We start from the raw sequence: 13,691 nt of genomic DNA on the forward strand, positions 1-13,691 counted from the left end.
TACAGAATTCTATTTAAATGGAACGGGTGACCATAATGGGTGTTGATGTATCAGGCGCTTACAGCATTTTGTACCCCAAGTGTACCCCAAAATCAAATGTTATCCAGGATAGTTACAATTTGATTATCCGTTTGGTCTTTGTACTCGTCAATTAAGTAGGCGTAGATCTGGCTTGTAGTTGCCGTGTTACTGTGGCCCAGTCTTTTGCTAATCGCATAAATATCTACGCCCTTAGCCAGCAGGAGCGCCACGTGGCTGTGTCTAAGACTGTGGAAGTGAAAGTTACGCCGATGGATATTGAGGGCCTCCAGGAGGCTCCTGAGCGTCTTATTGACGGCATTACTTGTGGGAACTGTTCCATACTGATTCATAAAGACCAGGTTGCTTTTTCGGCCAACTGCTAATTGCTTCAATAAAGCAATTAGTTTGCGGTTAATCTTGACAGTGCGAACCGATGATTTGTTCTTGGTAGGCTTGAAGCTGCGGTCAGCTGCGTTCCATGATTTGTTAATGTTGATCGTATGGTGAATAAAGTCGATGTCTTTCCAAGTAAGCGCCTGGATTTCAGATAACCGCATTCCAGTATATATGGCAGTCAAAATCATATAGCGGCTAGTGTAACGGTGCTTGGTGATACCAGCTTGTGTGGCTTCAATAAGTTGCTTGATTTCCGCTAAGTTTAGGTAGTCAACTTTAACCTTTTTGCTGTCGTTGGCGGTAAGGGTGACCCCTTGGGTAAAGTCCTTGATTAGATAGTCGTCAAGGATAGCGGATCGAACACAGCCACGCACTGCCATATTTAACTTCTTAACTGATTGCGGTGCATGATCTTTCCCGTACCAGTTAATAAATTCTTGATATTGTGCTCGAGTGACGTCTTTGATTTTAACTCCTGGAAAGAAAGATTTAAGGCGGTTGCCAGTTAGTTGATATAAGTGCATAGTGACTGACGCAACTTTGGGTTCTTTATAGGTTTTAACCCATTGGTCATAGTAATCGACTAAAGTGATTTCTTTACCAATGTTTACGCCCTGATTAAGTTTAGCTTCCTGCTCAGTAGCCCATTGCTTGGCTAATAGTTTGGTAGGGAAGCCAGCTTTGCTTTTATTATGCCGCTGGCCGTCACCGCTATACCACGAGATACGGGCTTGCCAACCATTACCACGCTTTTTGTAGTTAGCCATAGATTGAACCTCCTATCATAATTACGTATAATAAAAGGGTACGAGCTTCGCATATATTCGTACCCTGGCCCCTGGACAGTTGCCGCTGTCTGGGGGCTTTTTGTTAATTAAGAAACCTACTTTGTAAATTTTGAATGTATTCAGACATCATTTTATTAACCTTCGGCGAAGCATTTGATAAGAGGTACCGTCTACCTTTATTTTTTCCTTGGTGTGTTATTAAACCAGCTTCCTCCATGGCTTTTATAATTTTCATTCCTTGATAATGATTCTTATATAAATGTTTCAAATCGGAGTAAGAAACAACCAATTTATTTGAAATGACCTTATAAGTTTCTCTCCACATTTCAGGAATAGATTTCAAAATATCTTCCTCACTAGTTTTCCACAAAACGAGTGTTGTTGTTTGGGGAGTCGTATCTATTTCTGGCCTTTTTAGTTCCAACTCACTTGTAGTTGTTGAGATTGTATAGCCACCACTTCCAGTGTGTTCACCGATTCCAACTTTGATAAAGCTTTGAAATATTAAGTCATTTCTGGTCTTAGAATCCGACGGAAGGAAGAATTGTGTAGGAGATATTAGCATCTCACCTGGGTTTATGAATTCCACTTTATCTTTGAAAAATGATATTTTAATTGGTGATTTTGACTGGTAGTCTGCATGGGCTAGTGAGTTTGCTAGTCCTTCTCTGATTGCTTTAAGTAATTTCTTTCCTGAGTCTTTTCTTTGCATACCGTCAACAGTAAACTTATTGCTAACCAAGGTTTCTAATTTAGATGATACTAGCATCCAAAATCCAAAAATATTATCAGGTGACTCTTTATCATTTGATGTAAATACTCTATCCACATAATTAGCATCTAGCATACTGTCCTTGACAATAAAATCTAACATGAATGATTTATAGATATCAGTTATAGAATTAAATTTGCCAAACAATAGTAAGGCTGCTTTAGTTAACTTTAGTTGTCGGTCCTTCCTATCCTTTCTTATCAGTCCAATGTTGTATAGAAATTCTTTGACTGGCTGGTTTATTAGATTGTTGTCGCCTGAGTTATCAATTAATTTAGCTTTATACTGCTGAATATCAGTAATTTTTAAGTCATCTTCAATTGTAAAATTATCAAGTAAATCATAGTTGTCATCAGGCTCGGAATCTCTAATAATAGCTTTTAAATCTTCTTCAGAGGCTAGGCTATCCCTTGTGTTTTCTCGAATATAAGTGTGCTTAACATTGCCATCCAGATAGATAGGACGTTCAGTATATGACGCTTTAGGAACACATATTTTAACAATGGTTTTTCCATTAATATTCAACGTTGAAATATCATTTTCATGAACTACATGCTTTGATATTTTTCCTTTGTTTTTAATGTTATTTAGGAAATCAGTTATTTGTTTTTTAGGATTATTTATACCGGTTGGAAAAAATTCGGAGTAATTCTCATGTTTAACTTCCTTAACTCCCAAGTAAATGTTTCCACCATCTGTATTTGCAAATGCCGAAACAGTTTCCCATAAATCGTGCGTTAATTGTTTATTTGACTTTTTAAATTCAGTATGTAGATCTTCATATACTGGTAATTTTTCCAATTGTTTCCCTCTTTTCGATAATAAATCAACAATAAAAAATCAAACTGAAAGTGCGACATGTAAGGGATTGCTAACGTTAAGACATTGCTTTTTTATAATATATCAACAATATATCAACAATATATCAACAATATGTGAAAGTAAGGGATTCCCTCATTCTCTTTACTCTTTCAGCGATTATAATGCTAACAGTGTAGTGACTAGATGGTGAATTCACTGATAAGTCGTCTTTGAAGCCTGACCATATTTGTGAGGCTGAACAATGAACTAGCAAACTAGTTCTTTCCTGCTCCCGTTTTTTGAAAATAGATTACGACTTTAAATCCTAAATTCAAAAAACAGCAAGTTTTTGAATTTAGCTTTTAACGTCTTCAGTGTTTGGACAATTTTTTGTCCTCAAAGCTTATAATAATGATATACTTTTGACAGGAGGTGAGTCAGGTGCATAATTTAAAAACATTATTTGCAAAACTAGTGGGATATGTTGCTATTTGTAGTTGGCTCACTTTAATTATATTTATAATCTTATACTTAATATTAAATAGATTCCTAGTTTCGCTGGAAATATTAGGAATTTCGATAACGATTGCTATAACAGCAATTACTATGAAAGTAAGAATAAATTAATCTTTTGATTGTGTGTCCTTTGTGGACGCACTTTTTTTAATTGCCTTTTTTAACTCATCTGAGAAATCAATTCCTAATTCTTCCATTGGCTTTTTACATTTTTTGGCTAATTTTCTGGTTTCATTAATGTTGTTAAGGATTTCTTGATCATGTTTGTCCGCTGCCTTAATTTCTTCCATTCTCAATTTTCTTTTTTCTTTTTCAATATGCCATTCAGTTAATTTGGAATTATCTTTCTTAATGGTAATCCAGTTTTTTATTTTAATCTCTCGTATGTTTGGAGATAACCAGAAGAATAGTAGTGAAGAAACAGTTGCAACGAATGTAATAGCACCAATAATTTCAAGAGGCCCCGGACATTGTACATTTGTTTTTGATATTATTTTATCTTTTGGATAAAGCACATGATACATTGAGCTGAAATAAAATTGGAATTCAGAAAACTTGTACATATCAACATCATTAGCAGAGGTAATCATAAATGTACTATGCATTACATTGTTAGAAATATAACTATCAAAAAGAGCCCTATTAATAAAGCCTTTATAATCATTAGCAGAGCTCATTGTATGCCCAGCATAGACTAATTTATAAAGGGCAGGATCTGCCTCATTACGATTAACTACACCTATCCACTTTATTTTTCTACGTTTTTTATAAGGACAATGCCTTTTTTCGTCTAATAATTCTTCATTCTTTTCATTATAAACTTTGTTGTCTGCTACTTTTCCAATTAAATATCGTTGAGAACCTTCAGATGGGACTAAAACGAGATCGCCCTTCTTTAAAACATATGCAAATTTTAAAATTTGTGAGGCTGAAGAACCTGGTCTTTTATCATCAGGATATTGTTCTGATATTTTAGCTTTCAACAAATCATGAGCTTGTGGGCCCTTAATGCTATTTAAATAATTAATAGAAACTTTATCCCAGCCAATTCCTATATAATCTCCAGAATTAAAATCGTCATAATATTGACCACCATTTGCCCTAAATAACCAGTAATTCACGCTAACGTCAAGAGATGGCAAACTCTTAATCACTTTTGCGACATCAATAATTTGACTATCCATTAACTGTTCTCCTTTATTTTCCTACATAATATTCCTTGACCTGTTCACGGACGACACCAGATAGGTAGCCTGGAATTTGGTAGGCGTGTTCAAAGTTATATAAGTTGATGTTTTCTCGATTGGTTTCCTGACAGTAGAAGGGCACTAACAACTTAACGGCTCCCACGTTAGCCCTGTATTCAACTGACTGTTTGCCAGTAAAAGTGGCATTGTAGAAGCAGACATCGCCTGGGTCGCCGTTGATGATATGTGATAGTTCATGAGCGAGCTGGAAGGGAAGCTCAGCCTGGCGGTGCCAGTTCATATTCATGCAGACGATACGGGTATCAATCCGGCAAGCAGGCGGAGTGTACTCACTGAGGACACCGGCCCACTGAACATCGATATGGTAGTTGTTTGCAATTTTAAGAAGATACCAGATAGCATCATTCATGGTAAAACCATCCTTAGCGCAATATAGCTGTTAAAATAAAACTGGTGATAACTAATGAAACTAACAAAAGAAGAAACAGAATTTTTAATAGAGCTCATCAACGAATATGCTGATAACCACTCGGTCTATGATAATGTCTATCGAAATGAAAAAGGGGAACTATCCGAGTTAGACTTTAATCATCAGGAAATCCATGAAGGATTAGATATTGACAAGTATAAGATTATTTCTTCTTTGCTTGATAAACTTTACTAGGTAAGTAAAATCTTTTGTAGAGTGAGGTTAAACCTAATAGCATCATGTCACATTGTGATTTCAATGCGTAACCTGTATTAAAATGTGAAAATGAATTTCTGGTTTGGAATATGTTATCAAAGTAAGACGAATCACGATCATTAAACTGGATATACTTGCTCTTCTCAAATGCTGATAGATAGTTCTTAGCAGTTGGACGACGGTTACCCAACAATCTTGCATCACCGTAGTTATCTAATATTAAAAACATGAGGTGTTCAATAATGCTTCCCATAGCTGAAGCAGCTAAGAAGAATTGCTTATTGTTGTATCCAAATAAGAATTCACTAAATTCTGCTTTAAATTGCTCGTCATTAATATTAGTAAGCATTTCTCTGAATTGAAACTTTGACTGATGGATTGTAGATGAATCAATGTATACCAAATCTTTTGCTTCCTTTGAAAGCTCCTTATTTACTTTGTAATATTCACCTATAATCCATTGATCAATAAAATTTTGAGCGGTTAAGAACATGGCAGCAATAGATTGTTCTAGTACCTTTTCATTTTCATCAAGCACTAACAATCCTTGATTTTGTAAATATTGAATTTTCTTTTTTCCTGTGGTTCTTGTTTTATAATCTAAAGTGTCTGTTTCCTTAGTAAAATCGAAATATTTGAATGAATCTTTTTCTTGACCATCAACATAAGTAGCAAATGCAAAGCCAGTACTTACGTCTTCTATAAAGTAAATGGTTACTGGAAATTCATTCCAATAAAATATATTTTGATCCGCTTTTTCTGCTGTTTTCTTTGTTTCAGTATTATAGTATTCATGTAATTCTTCCAAATGCTGATAATCAAGGTCTTCGTAAGAATGGATATCCATGCTTTGCATAAAGTAAGAGCTCATATTTTAGCAGTTTTCTCCTTAACTTTTTGGTTTGAAATGCGGAAACCTATTTTCCACTTTCACCGATATTACCGCGTTAGTATATTTACTTAATCAAATTTCTCCAGTCAACGTACTTTTCTGCCCAGGTAGGTATCCCGCAAGCTTGGAGCAGTTGACCTTTAGTTTCGTAGTCATGTGGGTTGACTCCATCTAACATTAAGTCAACCATAAACTCGTTAGCCTCTGCTTCATTACCCATGGTAGAGAAGCGAAGATTATTCCTGTTAAGGCACTCGGTATTACCGGTATGCCGACAGAAATGATGGCCTAGCTCATGACCACAAGAATAAGTATTCTCAAACTCGCTATTTCGTGTTGAAAGCACAATAGCGGGTATTCTTTTTATTACGGTGTGATAAGCCATGATTTGCTTCCCCAGATTGTCATAATACACAGGAATATGTTTTGCCTCACATATTTTAATAGGGTCACAAGTGCCAGTTGCGTACACAACCTCATGAGTTTTTCGTTTGATGCGTTCCCTAAGCATAAACGGTCACCTCACTGCTCTTTGTCCTTCCGATATTTCTTCGGCGTGAACTTAGCCTTAGCAATTAATTTGGATTGCCGAATGACGTTTTCCAGTGAAGCTCGCAGAAGCTCAGCGTCTTCCTTATCTAACTCTTCGCCACCATTCTTCATATAGGCTAGGGAAGAATCATTACTCAGGCCTTCGGTCATATCGGTAAGAATTTTTTGGACATCTCGTTCATCTTTGCGAGTGAACTGTGGAGTATCGGTGCGACCGAGAAGATAATCAGTCGATACGTTAAATAAATTAGCCAGTTTGTCGACAGTGTTAAAGTCAGGTTCACGTCGACCATATTCGTAATTAGCATAGGTTTGCATACTTGAAAGACCAATAGCCTTTGCAACGTACGTCTTACTCCAGCCTTTGCTTTCTCGTAAATTAGTAAGGCGCTTACCAAACTCTGACATAATCAACAACTCCTTTTGAATGTATAATACACCTGTTAAACAAAAAGATTACACTTTTAGCCAAAAAGTTTATACAAAGTGTTGACTTAAACGGTACGGCGAGGTATTATAATAACCGTAAGTTAAACAAAACGGCTAAGGAGGTGTTAGAGATTGACGACAGTCCTTAAAGATGATGCTTACAAGCGTTTGAAGCAAGAGATTGATAGTCGCGGTATCAAAACTAAGTTCATTGCCCAGCAAATTGGCATTAGTTCAAATTATTTTGGTCAGGTACTTAGTGGCAGTCGTAAGCTATCAACCGATGTTGCGGTCAAGGCCAGCCAAGTTCTGAATGTACCATTATCTATTTTTTTAAAATAAAGTTAGTCAATATGGCTAACTAAGGAGGGCATAGAGATGAAGAAAGAAATTACGTCGGATGAATTACCAGAGCTTAGTAATGTTGGCTATTTAAGAATTCGAAATTCGCGAACCAATTGCGACAAGCCTGATTCAGAGAAAGCTTTAACGACTTGCAACAGTATATTGAAGCTTTTTGAGAATAGCGGGTTGTCATATTTAGAAGCAAAAAGAGTCCTTGATTATGTAAACCAAGAACTCTTACGTAAAGCCCTAGAGCGAACTAATTAAAATTCGTCTTCGACTTTGGAAGCGTCTTTCAAATCTGATTGGTATTTATCGTAGTGTGCTTGGTCAGCGCCGACGACGTAGATAGTTTCATATTCAGCTTGACCATTTTCGAGAATTCCAGCCAGATTTGTTCCAACGTGAAGTAACTGCCAGCCGTCCTTTAAATATTGATTAGCATTCTTTTCGGCGGTAGCTCCTTCAAGTTGTTTGACAAAAACAACGTCTTTCATGCTTGTACACCACCTTTCATGGAAGATAACCCAATTATAGCAAAACGACTAGTTAAGGAGATGATGGGAATGGAACAAAGTTCGATTATTGCTTTGAGCGTTAAAAAGTATGAAGAACTAAAAAAGAGCAAATTCTCCGATAAGCAGATCAGAAAAATTGCTCAAATAATTCTAGCTTGTGCAGCCGATGAAAGTCATTGGCCTTAAAGTCCAAACTTGTCCAACGACTTTAGGAAGCCTTTATATGCTTGCTGATAATTTTCCGTAATGAAATCACAACCATCTTCACAACCGTGAATGGCTTTTTCCCACATTTCAAACGAGAAACCTTGTCCGTCAGCACCCATATGATTTACTCCATGACTTAGCAGAAGCATTGCTAAATCATGTGCACGTTTTTCCTTATCAGTCATAAGTAGTTTCACCACCTTTATGTTGAACTACTCATATTTTATCAGAAAGGAAGTGATGGGGATGGATTGGCAAAGTTTCGCTGATGGATTAATTGTTGCATCAATTGTTTGGGCAATTTGGTTTGTTTATGCTTGCAGCAAATGGTAGTTATTTTAGGTTCTTGATGATACTTGTTATCGAAAAACGTATAAAACATTCTATCATTTCATCTTACGCTGGGCGGGTCGGAGGAATAAATACGAAAGGAGAGAAACAAGATGGATTCATTACAAACTGATTTTAAATCTAAATCTGAGGAATACGTTCGATTAACTCATGACTATGCTCAAAGTTTGATTAATGAATTTGGCAGTAACAAAAAAGCCCGTGGATTTCTTAGAGAGCAATTATTCAAAAGTTCCTCTCAAGAAATTCACGAGTTTATAAAGTTGATGATTAAGCAGCTAGAACAAATAGCGCTTAATCAATAAGCTCCAGTTTTACAACTGATGTTGTTTTGTAGAGTGTCTTATCTTTCCCAATGGAAAACCAGTCGGTTGACCCGATTAAGCCGCTAATACCAGCCAAAGGATCACTAGTTGCAATTTCAGTTCCATCATTATAGGAACCATGGAAAGCCATTTCACCATAATAAGGTTCCTTATTAGAAACTGCGTCTAATGATTTCCACGCGGAAACATCAGTTAGTTTGTTGATAGTTTTACTAGAACCATCTGCAAAAGTAATCTTAATCATTTTAATTCACCACCTTTATGTTGAACTATTTTAATTTTACCAGAAAGGAGCTAATAACCATGCAAGCACTGTTAGACGAACAGGACTACCAAGTCATTGCTGACAAGGTGCTTGACCTAATTAAAGAAGACTACGACTTGGTGCCCAAGCGTCAGCCGGTTCGACAGATTAGCTTGCCGCAGTTCAAAGCTGAGCACGGCATTAAGAAGTCGCTGGTCTGGTGCCGAACGTATCTACTGCCGAAGATGCCAGGTGTTCATGGGCTGAATGCTGGTAAAGGTCACCACATCATGATCGATTACTTACCAGCTTCGAAATGGTTTGATGAACACGAAACTGAAATCGATTGGAACCAACCGTTGCCCTAGGAGGTGAGCATTATGGACAGCTTAGAATTTGCCTGGCCGGCATTGGTTATTACGGTAATCCTGCTAGGAGCCGTAATTTACAGCCTAACTTTTGAAAAGAAGGGAGATGATAACTGATGAGCCATGCACTCACGGCGACAGTGTCCGTCGCAATGACAATCAGCTTTTTCTACGGAATGTTTAACACAGGACTGTTCTTAGCAATGGTGCTTCTGGTGCTGCTGCTCCGGTACGCACCAAAGGAGATGTATACAGATGAGAACGAATGAGTTGTGGAAACCCATCCCTAAATATGAAGGAATCTATCAAGTAAGTAACTTTGGAAGGGTAAAAAGTCTTGACCGCTGGGTAACTTGTAAGAATGGTAACAGGCAGCGTCGCAAAGAACGAATACTGAAATTACGGAAAAACAGAGGCGGATACTTAATAGTTGGATTACATCGACATGGTGAGATGAACACATTTAAGGTTCACCGATTAGTTGCACAAGCCTTTGTTCCTAATCCCAATCATTATTCGCAAGTTAATCATAAAGACGAGAATAAAATGAACAACAAAATGGAAAATTTAGAATGGTGCACAGTTAAATATAACAATAATTACGGTACACGCATTCAGCGAAGAGCAGTCACACAGACTAATGGATTACAATCCAAGCCAGTGAATCAGTATGATTTACAAGGAAAACTTTTGAGAAGGTGGCCATCGCTACAAGAATGTAGGAGACATGGCTTGTCTAATACTTCTATTTCAAGATGTTGCCATGGCAAACAAAGCACTGCTTATGGATGTATATGGAAATTTGAAAAAAGAAAAGGCATCGACAATCGTACTGTCGACGCCTCGGAAACGAATTGATTCTCTCAACTAACTATTCGTTTCCTGAATTATACCACGAACGGAGGTTAATCAGGATGAAACAAGCACATTTTTCTGTCACAACCATCGATGGCAATGCAGAGCAGTTCCGCTGTTACCAAGGGGGGACATTGACACCCAAGTCCATATGATTGTGGCGGCGCTGGGGCACACTCCGAAGATGTTGCCGAAAGTTATGTATGAAATTGTTACTAAGTACGATTTAGCCGATGAGCTAAAGGAGGTTGTTAATCATGAATCTATTTGAATTAAACGACTCTTTCCGGGCCCTACAAGACCGGGACGACCTAGACCCAACTGTGCTGGCCGATTCGTTAGATGCCATTCAGGACACTCGTGAAGTCAAGTGGGATAACATTGCCACTTGGATTGACCGGAACAACGCTACCGAAGAATGGATTGCCAAACGGATTAAAGAGCTCCAGGACAAGAAGAAGTACCTGGAGAACCAGTCCAAGAACCTGATGACTTACTTGACGGATTCCATTGATGACGCTGGCTTCAAGGAAGCTCGGACAGATAACCACATCTTGAAGCCACGGAACTATAAGGCGTCAGTGGTAATTAGTACCCCTGACAAACTCCCGATGACGTTTGTCCATACGGAAACTAAGACCATCAGCCGACCAGACAAGAAAGCTCTGTACGCTGCTTTAAAAGCTGGACAGGAAGTGCCAGCGGCTAAGCTGGTGCCGAACAGAAAGACAGTCATTAATTAATGTTTGAACTTCGAGACTACCAGAGAGAAACCATTAATCAGGTTTATCGGTCTATTCGGAGTGGACACCGACGGATAGTGGTTCAGCAACCACCCCGAACCGGGAAGACAGTCATCATGGCCGAAATCGCTCGGCGGGCTACCATCAAGGGCAACCGGGTGATGTTTATCATTCACCGGAAAGAAATACTATCCCAAGCAATCGCTACTTTTAAGCAGCAAGATGTGGATATGGACCTAGCTACTATGGGCATGGTTCAGACCCTAACCCGTAGGACAGCTAAGTTGCCGACACCCCAGTTGATTCTAATTGATGAGGGCCATCATGCCGCTAGTAAGAGCTATCGTCATATTATCGAAGCATTCCCAAACGCTTACGTTCTGTACTTTACAGCGACGCCAATCCGAACTGGCCATGATCAGTTGGACCAGGTTGCTGATGACATCGTGGTTGGTAAGTCAATCAAATGGCTAACTACGCATGATTTTCTGGCCCCATTCAAGTATTACGGGTTAGGGGACATCGACCGGTCCAAACTCCAGAAGAGTCATGGCGATTACACCACACAAAGTATGGACGAAGCTATTAGCCATCAAATCTATGGGCACATCATTGACCAGTACCAGCGATTAGCTCAGGGGAAGCAAGCAGTGGTTTACTGCCATTCGATTGAGAGTGCTAAGCAGGTGACAGCTAAATTCCAGGAAATAGGGATTAGCGCTGCTGAGGTTGACGGTGAAACGGAAGCCACTCACCGGGACAAGCTAGTTCAGCAGTTCCGGGACCAGCAACTAATGGTGTTAGTAAACGTTAACCTGTTTACTGAGGGGATTGACCTGCCAAATGTCGACTGTGTCATTATGGCCCGCCCGACTAGTTCACTTGCTTTGTATCTACAATTCTCGATGCGCTGCTTGAATCCTCGACCAGGGAAGCAAGCAATCATCATTGACCATGTGGATAACTTCTTAACCTTTGGTCTGCCGGATAATGACCGGGATTGGAACCAGGCGATTATCACCAAAGATAAACGCAAGAAAACTAATACCGACACTGGCCCGGCAATCTGCCAATGCAAATACTGCTTCGGTATTTTCTACCGGCAAGACCTTACTGATAATTGTTGCCCCTTGTGTGGCCACAAGCTGGAAAAGGATAAGCATGACTACAAGGTGGTTAATGTTGACCTACAAGAAATCAAGGAGAATCAAGCAGTAGAACATCGTAAAAAGATGATTCAGCAAATTCTTAATGACCAAGTGATGGCAAACGTTGCCGATAAATCACCAGGCCAATTACACACTTTGAAAGAATTACAAGCCTATGCCAAACTTCACGGATATTCAACAGGGTGGGCATGGCACCAATTTAATAACAGGAGGAGAAAGAAATGGTAATTCAACTACCTAAAGACGAAAAACTACAACCAAAAACTCAACCCCATAACTTCTTTATTTGGGGTAAGACGATGAGCGGGAAGTCATACTTTGCTAGTTTCTTTCCACACCCGTTAGTTCTAAATACTGATGGTAATAGTGAGCAAGGAACAGCGCCAAGTATTCAAATCAGAAACATTCGTGATGAAGACGGCAAGTTGAAGCAATCAGCAATTCAACAGCTAGATGATGTGATTACTGCATTATCACAAAAGAACACCTTCCAAACACTAGTGGTTGATGTAATTGATGATATTTGCGTGATGCTGGAACAAGCAATCTGCATTGATAACGGTGTACAGGCACTATCCGATATTCCTTACGGGAAAGGGTATGCAATTTTTAACACAGTTCTTCAGCAATTTGTGATGGACCTAAAAGCATTGCCGATGAACATCATCTACATTAGTCGGGAAATTTCAGTTGGTGGGGATGATGGCTCAACACCAGAGCCAATGCCGTCGCTAAAGCCGAAATACTACAACATCGTTAACGGTAACTGTGACTTAGTAATTCATACACAGAAGTTCGGCAAAGACACTTACACCCGTACAATTACTGACCGGCGAACAAAATATGAGGCCAAGAATATTACTGACCCACGGATTAAGCAATTACTAGAATCATGCGATGGCATGTTTGAAGAATAATTTAGGAGGAATTTAATTATGGGATTACAAGATGCATTTACAAAGGCAACTAAGGACTGGGACGCAAAGAAGGACAGTGCTAACCAAACGGATTTAATTCCGGCTGGTACTTACCAGGTGATGTTAGATAAGACCGACCACCCAGTGTATAAGTCGGGTTGGGACTGCTTACGGTTCTCAATGCAAGTTATCAAGGGTAAATATGCCAGTCGTAAAGAACAATTGCGAATTAGCTTAGCCACTAAGACAACCAAAGGTAAGCCAATGCCAGATTTTGTTGTTAGTCGTAACATTCGGACCATTTCTAAGATTGCAGCAATGGTGGGCTTAACCGTCACTCCCGACTTGTTCCCAGACAATGAGACTGATGCCTACGAAAAACTAGTAAAAGCATTCGAGCCTTATGAAGGTAAAACCCTAGAAATGACCATTACCGTTTCACCAAACAAGAAGGATCCAGATAATCCATACCGTAATTATGATTTTGGCCCTGGCATCAAGGTCGAAGAGCCGGCAGCTAAGGAAGACCCAGTAACAGATAAAGAGCCTGAACCAACTGTTGACGATGACGATTTGCCATTCTAGCTA

At 38.9% G+C, this 13,691-nt stretch carries 21 protein-coding genes; 11 read left to right on the top strand and 10 right to left on the bottom strand.

The genetic code is table 11. The annotated features are described in order from the left end of the window. Positions 1 to 92: 92 nt before the first annotated feature. The 7 genes from FC49_RS03370 to FC49_RS03405 all read right to left on the bottom strand — a co-directional run bounded on the left by FC49_RS03370 (position 93) and on the right by FC49_RS03405 (position 7,039). Entirely contained in the window at positions 93 to 1,184 is a 1,092-nt protein-coding gene (locus FC49_RS03370; protein WP_056984188.1) for a site-specific integrase, read from the bottom strand. Positions 1,185 to 1,287: 103 nt separating this feature from the next. Continuing rightward, entirely contained in the window at positions 1,288 to 2,778 is a 1,491-nt protein-coding gene (locus FC49_RS03375; protein ID WP_056984190.1) for an ATP-binding protein, read from the bottom strand. Between the two features lie 623 nt (positions 2,779 to 3,401). After that, a complete protein-coding gene (locus tag FC49_RS03385) occupies positions 3,402 to 4,478 on the bottom strand; it encodes a hypothetical protein (RefSeq protein WP_056984194.1) in 1,077 nt (358 codons plus the stop codon). A 13-nt stretch (positions 4,479 to 4,491) separates the two neighbouring features. Next, positions 4,492 to 4,911 (bottom strand): ImmA/IrrE family metallo-endopeptidase, encoded by a 420-nt coding sequence (locus tag FC49_RS03390; protein ID WP_056984196.1) that lies wholly within the window; start codon positions 4,909 to 4,911, stop codon positions 4,492 to 4,494. A 223-nt stretch (positions 4,912 to 5,134) separates the two neighbouring features. Further along, a complete protein-coding gene (locus FC49_RS03395) occupies positions 5,135 to 6,043 on the bottom strand; it encodes a hypothetical protein (protein ID WP_156402456.1) in 909 nt (302 codons plus the stop codon). Between the two features lie 100 nt (positions 6,044 to 6,143). Next, positions 6,144 to 6,590 (bottom strand): ImmA/IrrE family metallo-endopeptidase, encoded by a 447-nt coding sequence (locus FC49_RS03400; RefSeq protein ID WP_056984200.1) that lies wholly within the window; start codon positions 6,588 to 6,590, stop codon positions 6,144 to 6,146. A gap of 11 nt (positions 6,591 to 6,601) precedes the next feature. After that, entirely contained in the window at positions 6,602 to 7,039 is a 438-nt protein-coding gene (locus tag FC49_RS03405) for a helix-turn-helix domain-containing protein (protein WP_056984202.1), read from the bottom strand. A gap of 153 nt (positions 7,040 to 7,192) precedes the next feature. On the opposite strand from FC49_RS03405, the gene FC49_RS03410 reads away from it, so the two are divergent. Continuing rightward, complete coding sequence (locus FC49_RS03410; RefSeq protein WP_056984204.1) at positions 7,193 to 7,402, top strand: helix-turn-helix domain-containing protein; 210 nt, start codon at positions 7,193 to 7,195, stop codon at positions 7,400 to 7,402. A 36-nt stretch (positions 7,403 to 7,438) separates the two neighbouring features. Further along, a complete protein-coding gene (locus tag FC49_RS03415) occupies positions 7,439 to 7,672 on the top strand; it encodes a hypothetical protein (protein ID WP_056984205.1) in 234 nt (77 codons plus the stop codon). Here FC49_RS03415 and FC49_RS03420 read toward each other — a convergent pair. Then, positions 7,669 to 7,902 carry a hypothetical protein gene (locus FC49_RS03420; protein ID WP_056984207.1) on the bottom strand — a complete coding sequence of 78 codons (234 nt, stop codon included), beginning with the start codon at positions 7,900 to 7,902 and terminating at the stop codon, positions 7,669 to 7,671. The genes FC49_RS03415 and FC49_RS03420 overlap by 4 nt on opposite strands. 69 nt (positions 7,903 to 7,971) lie before the next feature. On the opposite strand from FC49_RS03420, the gene FC49_RS09890 reads away from it, so the two are divergent. Beyond that, on the top strand, positions 7,972 to 8,109 hold the full coding sequence (locus FC49_RS09890) for a hypothetical protein (RefSeq protein WP_156402457.1): 138 nt from the start codon (positions 7,972 to 7,974) through the stop codon (positions 8,107 to 8,109). Here the strand turns inward: FC49_RS09890 and FC49_RS03425 are convergent. Then, the gene (locus FC49_RS03425; RefSeq protein ID WP_056984209.1) at positions 8,106 to 8,315 is read right to left on the bottom strand and encodes a hypothetical protein; all 210 of its coding nucleotides are present in this window, start codon (positions 8,313 to 8,315) and stop codon (positions 8,106 to 8,108) included. The genes FC49_RS09890 and FC49_RS03425 overlap by 4 nt on opposite strands. Positions 8,316 to 8,573: 258 nt before the next feature. Here FC49_RS03425 and FC49_RS03430 point away from each other — a divergent pair, with 258 nt between their 5' ends. Beyond that, positions 8,574 to 8,786, top strand: coding sequence for a hypothetical protein (locus tag FC49_RS03430; RefSeq protein ID WP_056984211.1), 213 nt, complete (start codon positions 8,574 to 8,576; stop codon positions 8,784 to 8,786). On the opposite strand, the gene FC49_RS03435 is transcribed toward FC49_RS03430, so the two are convergent. Beyond that, positions 8,776 to 9,051 (bottom strand): hypothetical protein, encoded by a 276-nt coding sequence (locus tag FC49_RS03435; RefSeq protein ID WP_056984213.1) that lies wholly within the window; start codon positions 9,049 to 9,051, stop codon positions 8,776 to 8,778. The genes FC49_RS03430 and FC49_RS03435 overlap by 11 nt on opposite strands. 59 nt (positions 9,052 to 9,110) lie before the next feature. On the opposite strand from FC49_RS03435, the gene FC49_RS03440 reads away from it, so the two are divergent. The 7 genes from FC49_RS03440 to FC49_RS03465 all read left to right on the top strand — a co-directional run bounded on the left by FC49_RS03440 (position 9,111) and on the right by FC49_RS03465 (position 13,688). Then, positions 9,111 to 9,419: a hypothetical protein gene (locus FC49_RS03440; RefSeq protein WP_056984215.1), complete on the top strand. Its 309-nt coding sequence runs from the start codon at positions 9,111 to 9,113 to the stop codon at positions 9,417 to 9,419. 116 nt (positions 9,420 to 9,535) lie between these two features. Next, positions 9,536 to 9,688, top strand: a complete 153-nt coding sequence (locus FC49_RS09895) for a hypothetical protein (protein WP_156402458.1) — start codon at positions 9,536 to 9,538, stop codon at positions 9,686 to 9,688. Beyond that, complete coding sequence (locus tag FC49_RS03445) at positions 9,675 to 10,277, top strand: NUMOD4 domain-containing protein (protein WP_056984216.1); 603 nt, start codon at positions 9,675 to 9,677, stop codon at positions 10,275 to 10,277. Before FC49_RS09895 ends, FC49_RS03445 begins: the two co-directional genes overlap by 14 nt. A 254-nt stretch (positions 10,278 to 10,531) precedes the next feature. Then, positions 10,532 to 11,017, top strand: a complete 486-nt coding sequence (locus tag FC49_RS03450; RefSeq protein ID WP_056984218.1) for a siphovirus Gp157 family protein — start codon at positions 10,532 to 10,534, stop codon at positions 11,015 to 11,017. Next, complete coding sequence (locus tag FC49_RS03455) at positions 11,017 to 12,414, top strand: DEAD/DEAH box helicase (RefSeq protein WP_056984220.1); 1,398 nt, start codon at positions 11,017 to 11,019, stop codon at positions 12,412 to 12,414. Before FC49_RS03450 ends, FC49_RS03455 begins: the two co-directional genes overlap by 1 nt. Further along, positions 12,408 to 13,103: an AAA family ATPase gene (locus tag FC49_RS03460; RefSeq protein WP_056984222.1), complete on the top strand. Its 696-nt coding sequence runs from the start codon at positions 12,408 to 12,410 to the stop codon at positions 13,101 to 13,103. The genes FC49_RS03455 and FC49_RS03460 overlap by 7 nt, the downstream gene beginning before the upstream one ends. A gap of 18 nt (positions 13,104 to 13,121) precedes the next feature. Next, positions 13,122 to 13,688 (top strand): hypothetical protein, encoded by a 567-nt coding sequence (locus tag FC49_RS03465; RefSeq protein WP_056984224.1) that lies wholly within the window; start codon positions 13,122 to 13,124, stop codon positions 13,686 to 13,688. Positions 13,689 to 13,691: the final 3 nt, after the last annotated feature.

Source organism: Limosilactobacillus oris DSM 4864 (assembly GCF_001434465.1).
In the GTDB taxonomy this organism is placed as follows: Bacteria; Bacillota; Bacilli; order Lactobacillales; family Lactobacillaceae; genus Limosilactobacillus; species Limosilactobacillus oris.

Excerpts from the sequence above, each read along its gene's own strand:
- FC49_RS03465 (WP_056984224.1), top strand. The coding sequence starts at position 13,122 with ATGGGATTACAAGATGCATTTACAAAGGCAACTAAGGACTGGGACGCA.
- FC49_RS03440 (WP_056984215.1), top strand. The coding sequence starts at position 9,111 with ATGCAAGCACTGTTAGACGAACAGGACTACCAAGTCATTGCTGACAAG.
- FC49_RS09895 (WP_156402458.1), top strand. The coding sequence starts at position 9,536 with ATGAGCCATGCACTCACGGCGACAGTGTCCGTCGCAATGACAATCAGC.
- FC49_RS03405 (WP_056984202.1), bottom strand. The coding sequence starts at position 7,039 with ATGTCAGAGTTTGGTAAGCGCCTTACTAATTTACGAGAAAGCAAAGGC.
- FC49_RS03460 (WP_056984222.1), top strand. The coding sequence starts at position 12,408 with ATGGTAATTCAACTACCTAAAGACGAAAAACTACAACCAAAAACTCAA.
- FC49_RS03455 (WP_056984220.1), top strand. The coding sequence starts at position 11,017 with ATGTTTGAACTTCGAGACTACCAGAGAGAAACCATTAATCAGGTTTAT.
- FC49_RS03370 (WP_056984188.1), bottom strand. The coding sequence starts at position 1,184 with ATGGCTAACTACAAAAAGCGTGGTAATGGTTGGCAAGCCCGTATCTCG.
- FC49_RS03400 (WP_056984200.1), bottom strand. The coding sequence starts at position 6,590 with ATGCTTAGGGAACGCATCAAACGAAAAACTCATGAGGTTGTGTACGCA.
- FC49_RS03415 (WP_056984205.1), top strand. The coding sequence starts at position 7,439 with ATGAAGAAAGAAATTACGTCGGATGAATTACCAGAGCTTAGTAATGTT.
- FC49_RS03395 (WP_156402456.1), bottom strand. The coding sequence starts at position 6,043 with ATGCAAAGCATGGATATCCATTCTTACGAAGACCTTGATTATCAGCAT.
- FC49_RS09890 (WP_156402457.1), top strand. The coding sequence starts at position 7,972 with ATGGAACAAAGTTCGATTATTGCTTTGAGCGTTAAAAAGTATGAAGAA.
- FC49_RS03430 (WP_056984211.1), top strand. The coding sequence starts at position 8,574 with ATGGATTCATTACAAACTGATTTTAAATCTAAATCTGAGGAATACGTT.
- FC49_RS03425 (WP_056984209.1), bottom strand. The coding sequence starts at position 8,315 with ATGACTGATAAGGAAAAACGTGCACATGATTTAGCAATGCTTCTGCTA.
- FC49_RS03385 (WP_056984194.1), bottom strand. The coding sequence starts at position 4,478 with ATGGATAGTCAAATTATTGATGTCGCAAAAGTGATTAAGAGTTTGCCA.
- FC49_RS03390 (WP_056984196.1), bottom strand. The coding sequence starts at position 4,911 with ATGAATGATGCTATCTGGTATCTTCTTAAAATTGCAAACAACTACCAT.
- FC49_RS03420 (WP_056984207.1), bottom strand. The coding sequence starts at position 7,902 with ATGAAAGACGTTGTTTTTGTCAAACAACTTGAAGGAGCTACCGCCGAA.
- FC49_RS03450 (WP_056984218.1), top strand. The coding sequence starts at position 10,532 with ATGAATCTATTTGAATTAAACGACTCTTTCCGGGCCCTACAAGACCGG.
- FC49_RS03435 (WP_056984213.1), bottom strand. The coding sequence starts at position 9,051 with ATGATTAAGATTACTTTTGCAGATGGTTCTAGTAAAACTATCAACAAA.
- FC49_RS03445 (WP_056984216.1), top strand. The coding sequence starts at position 9,675 with ATGAGAACGAATGAGTTGTGGAAACCCATCCCTAAATATGAAGGAATC.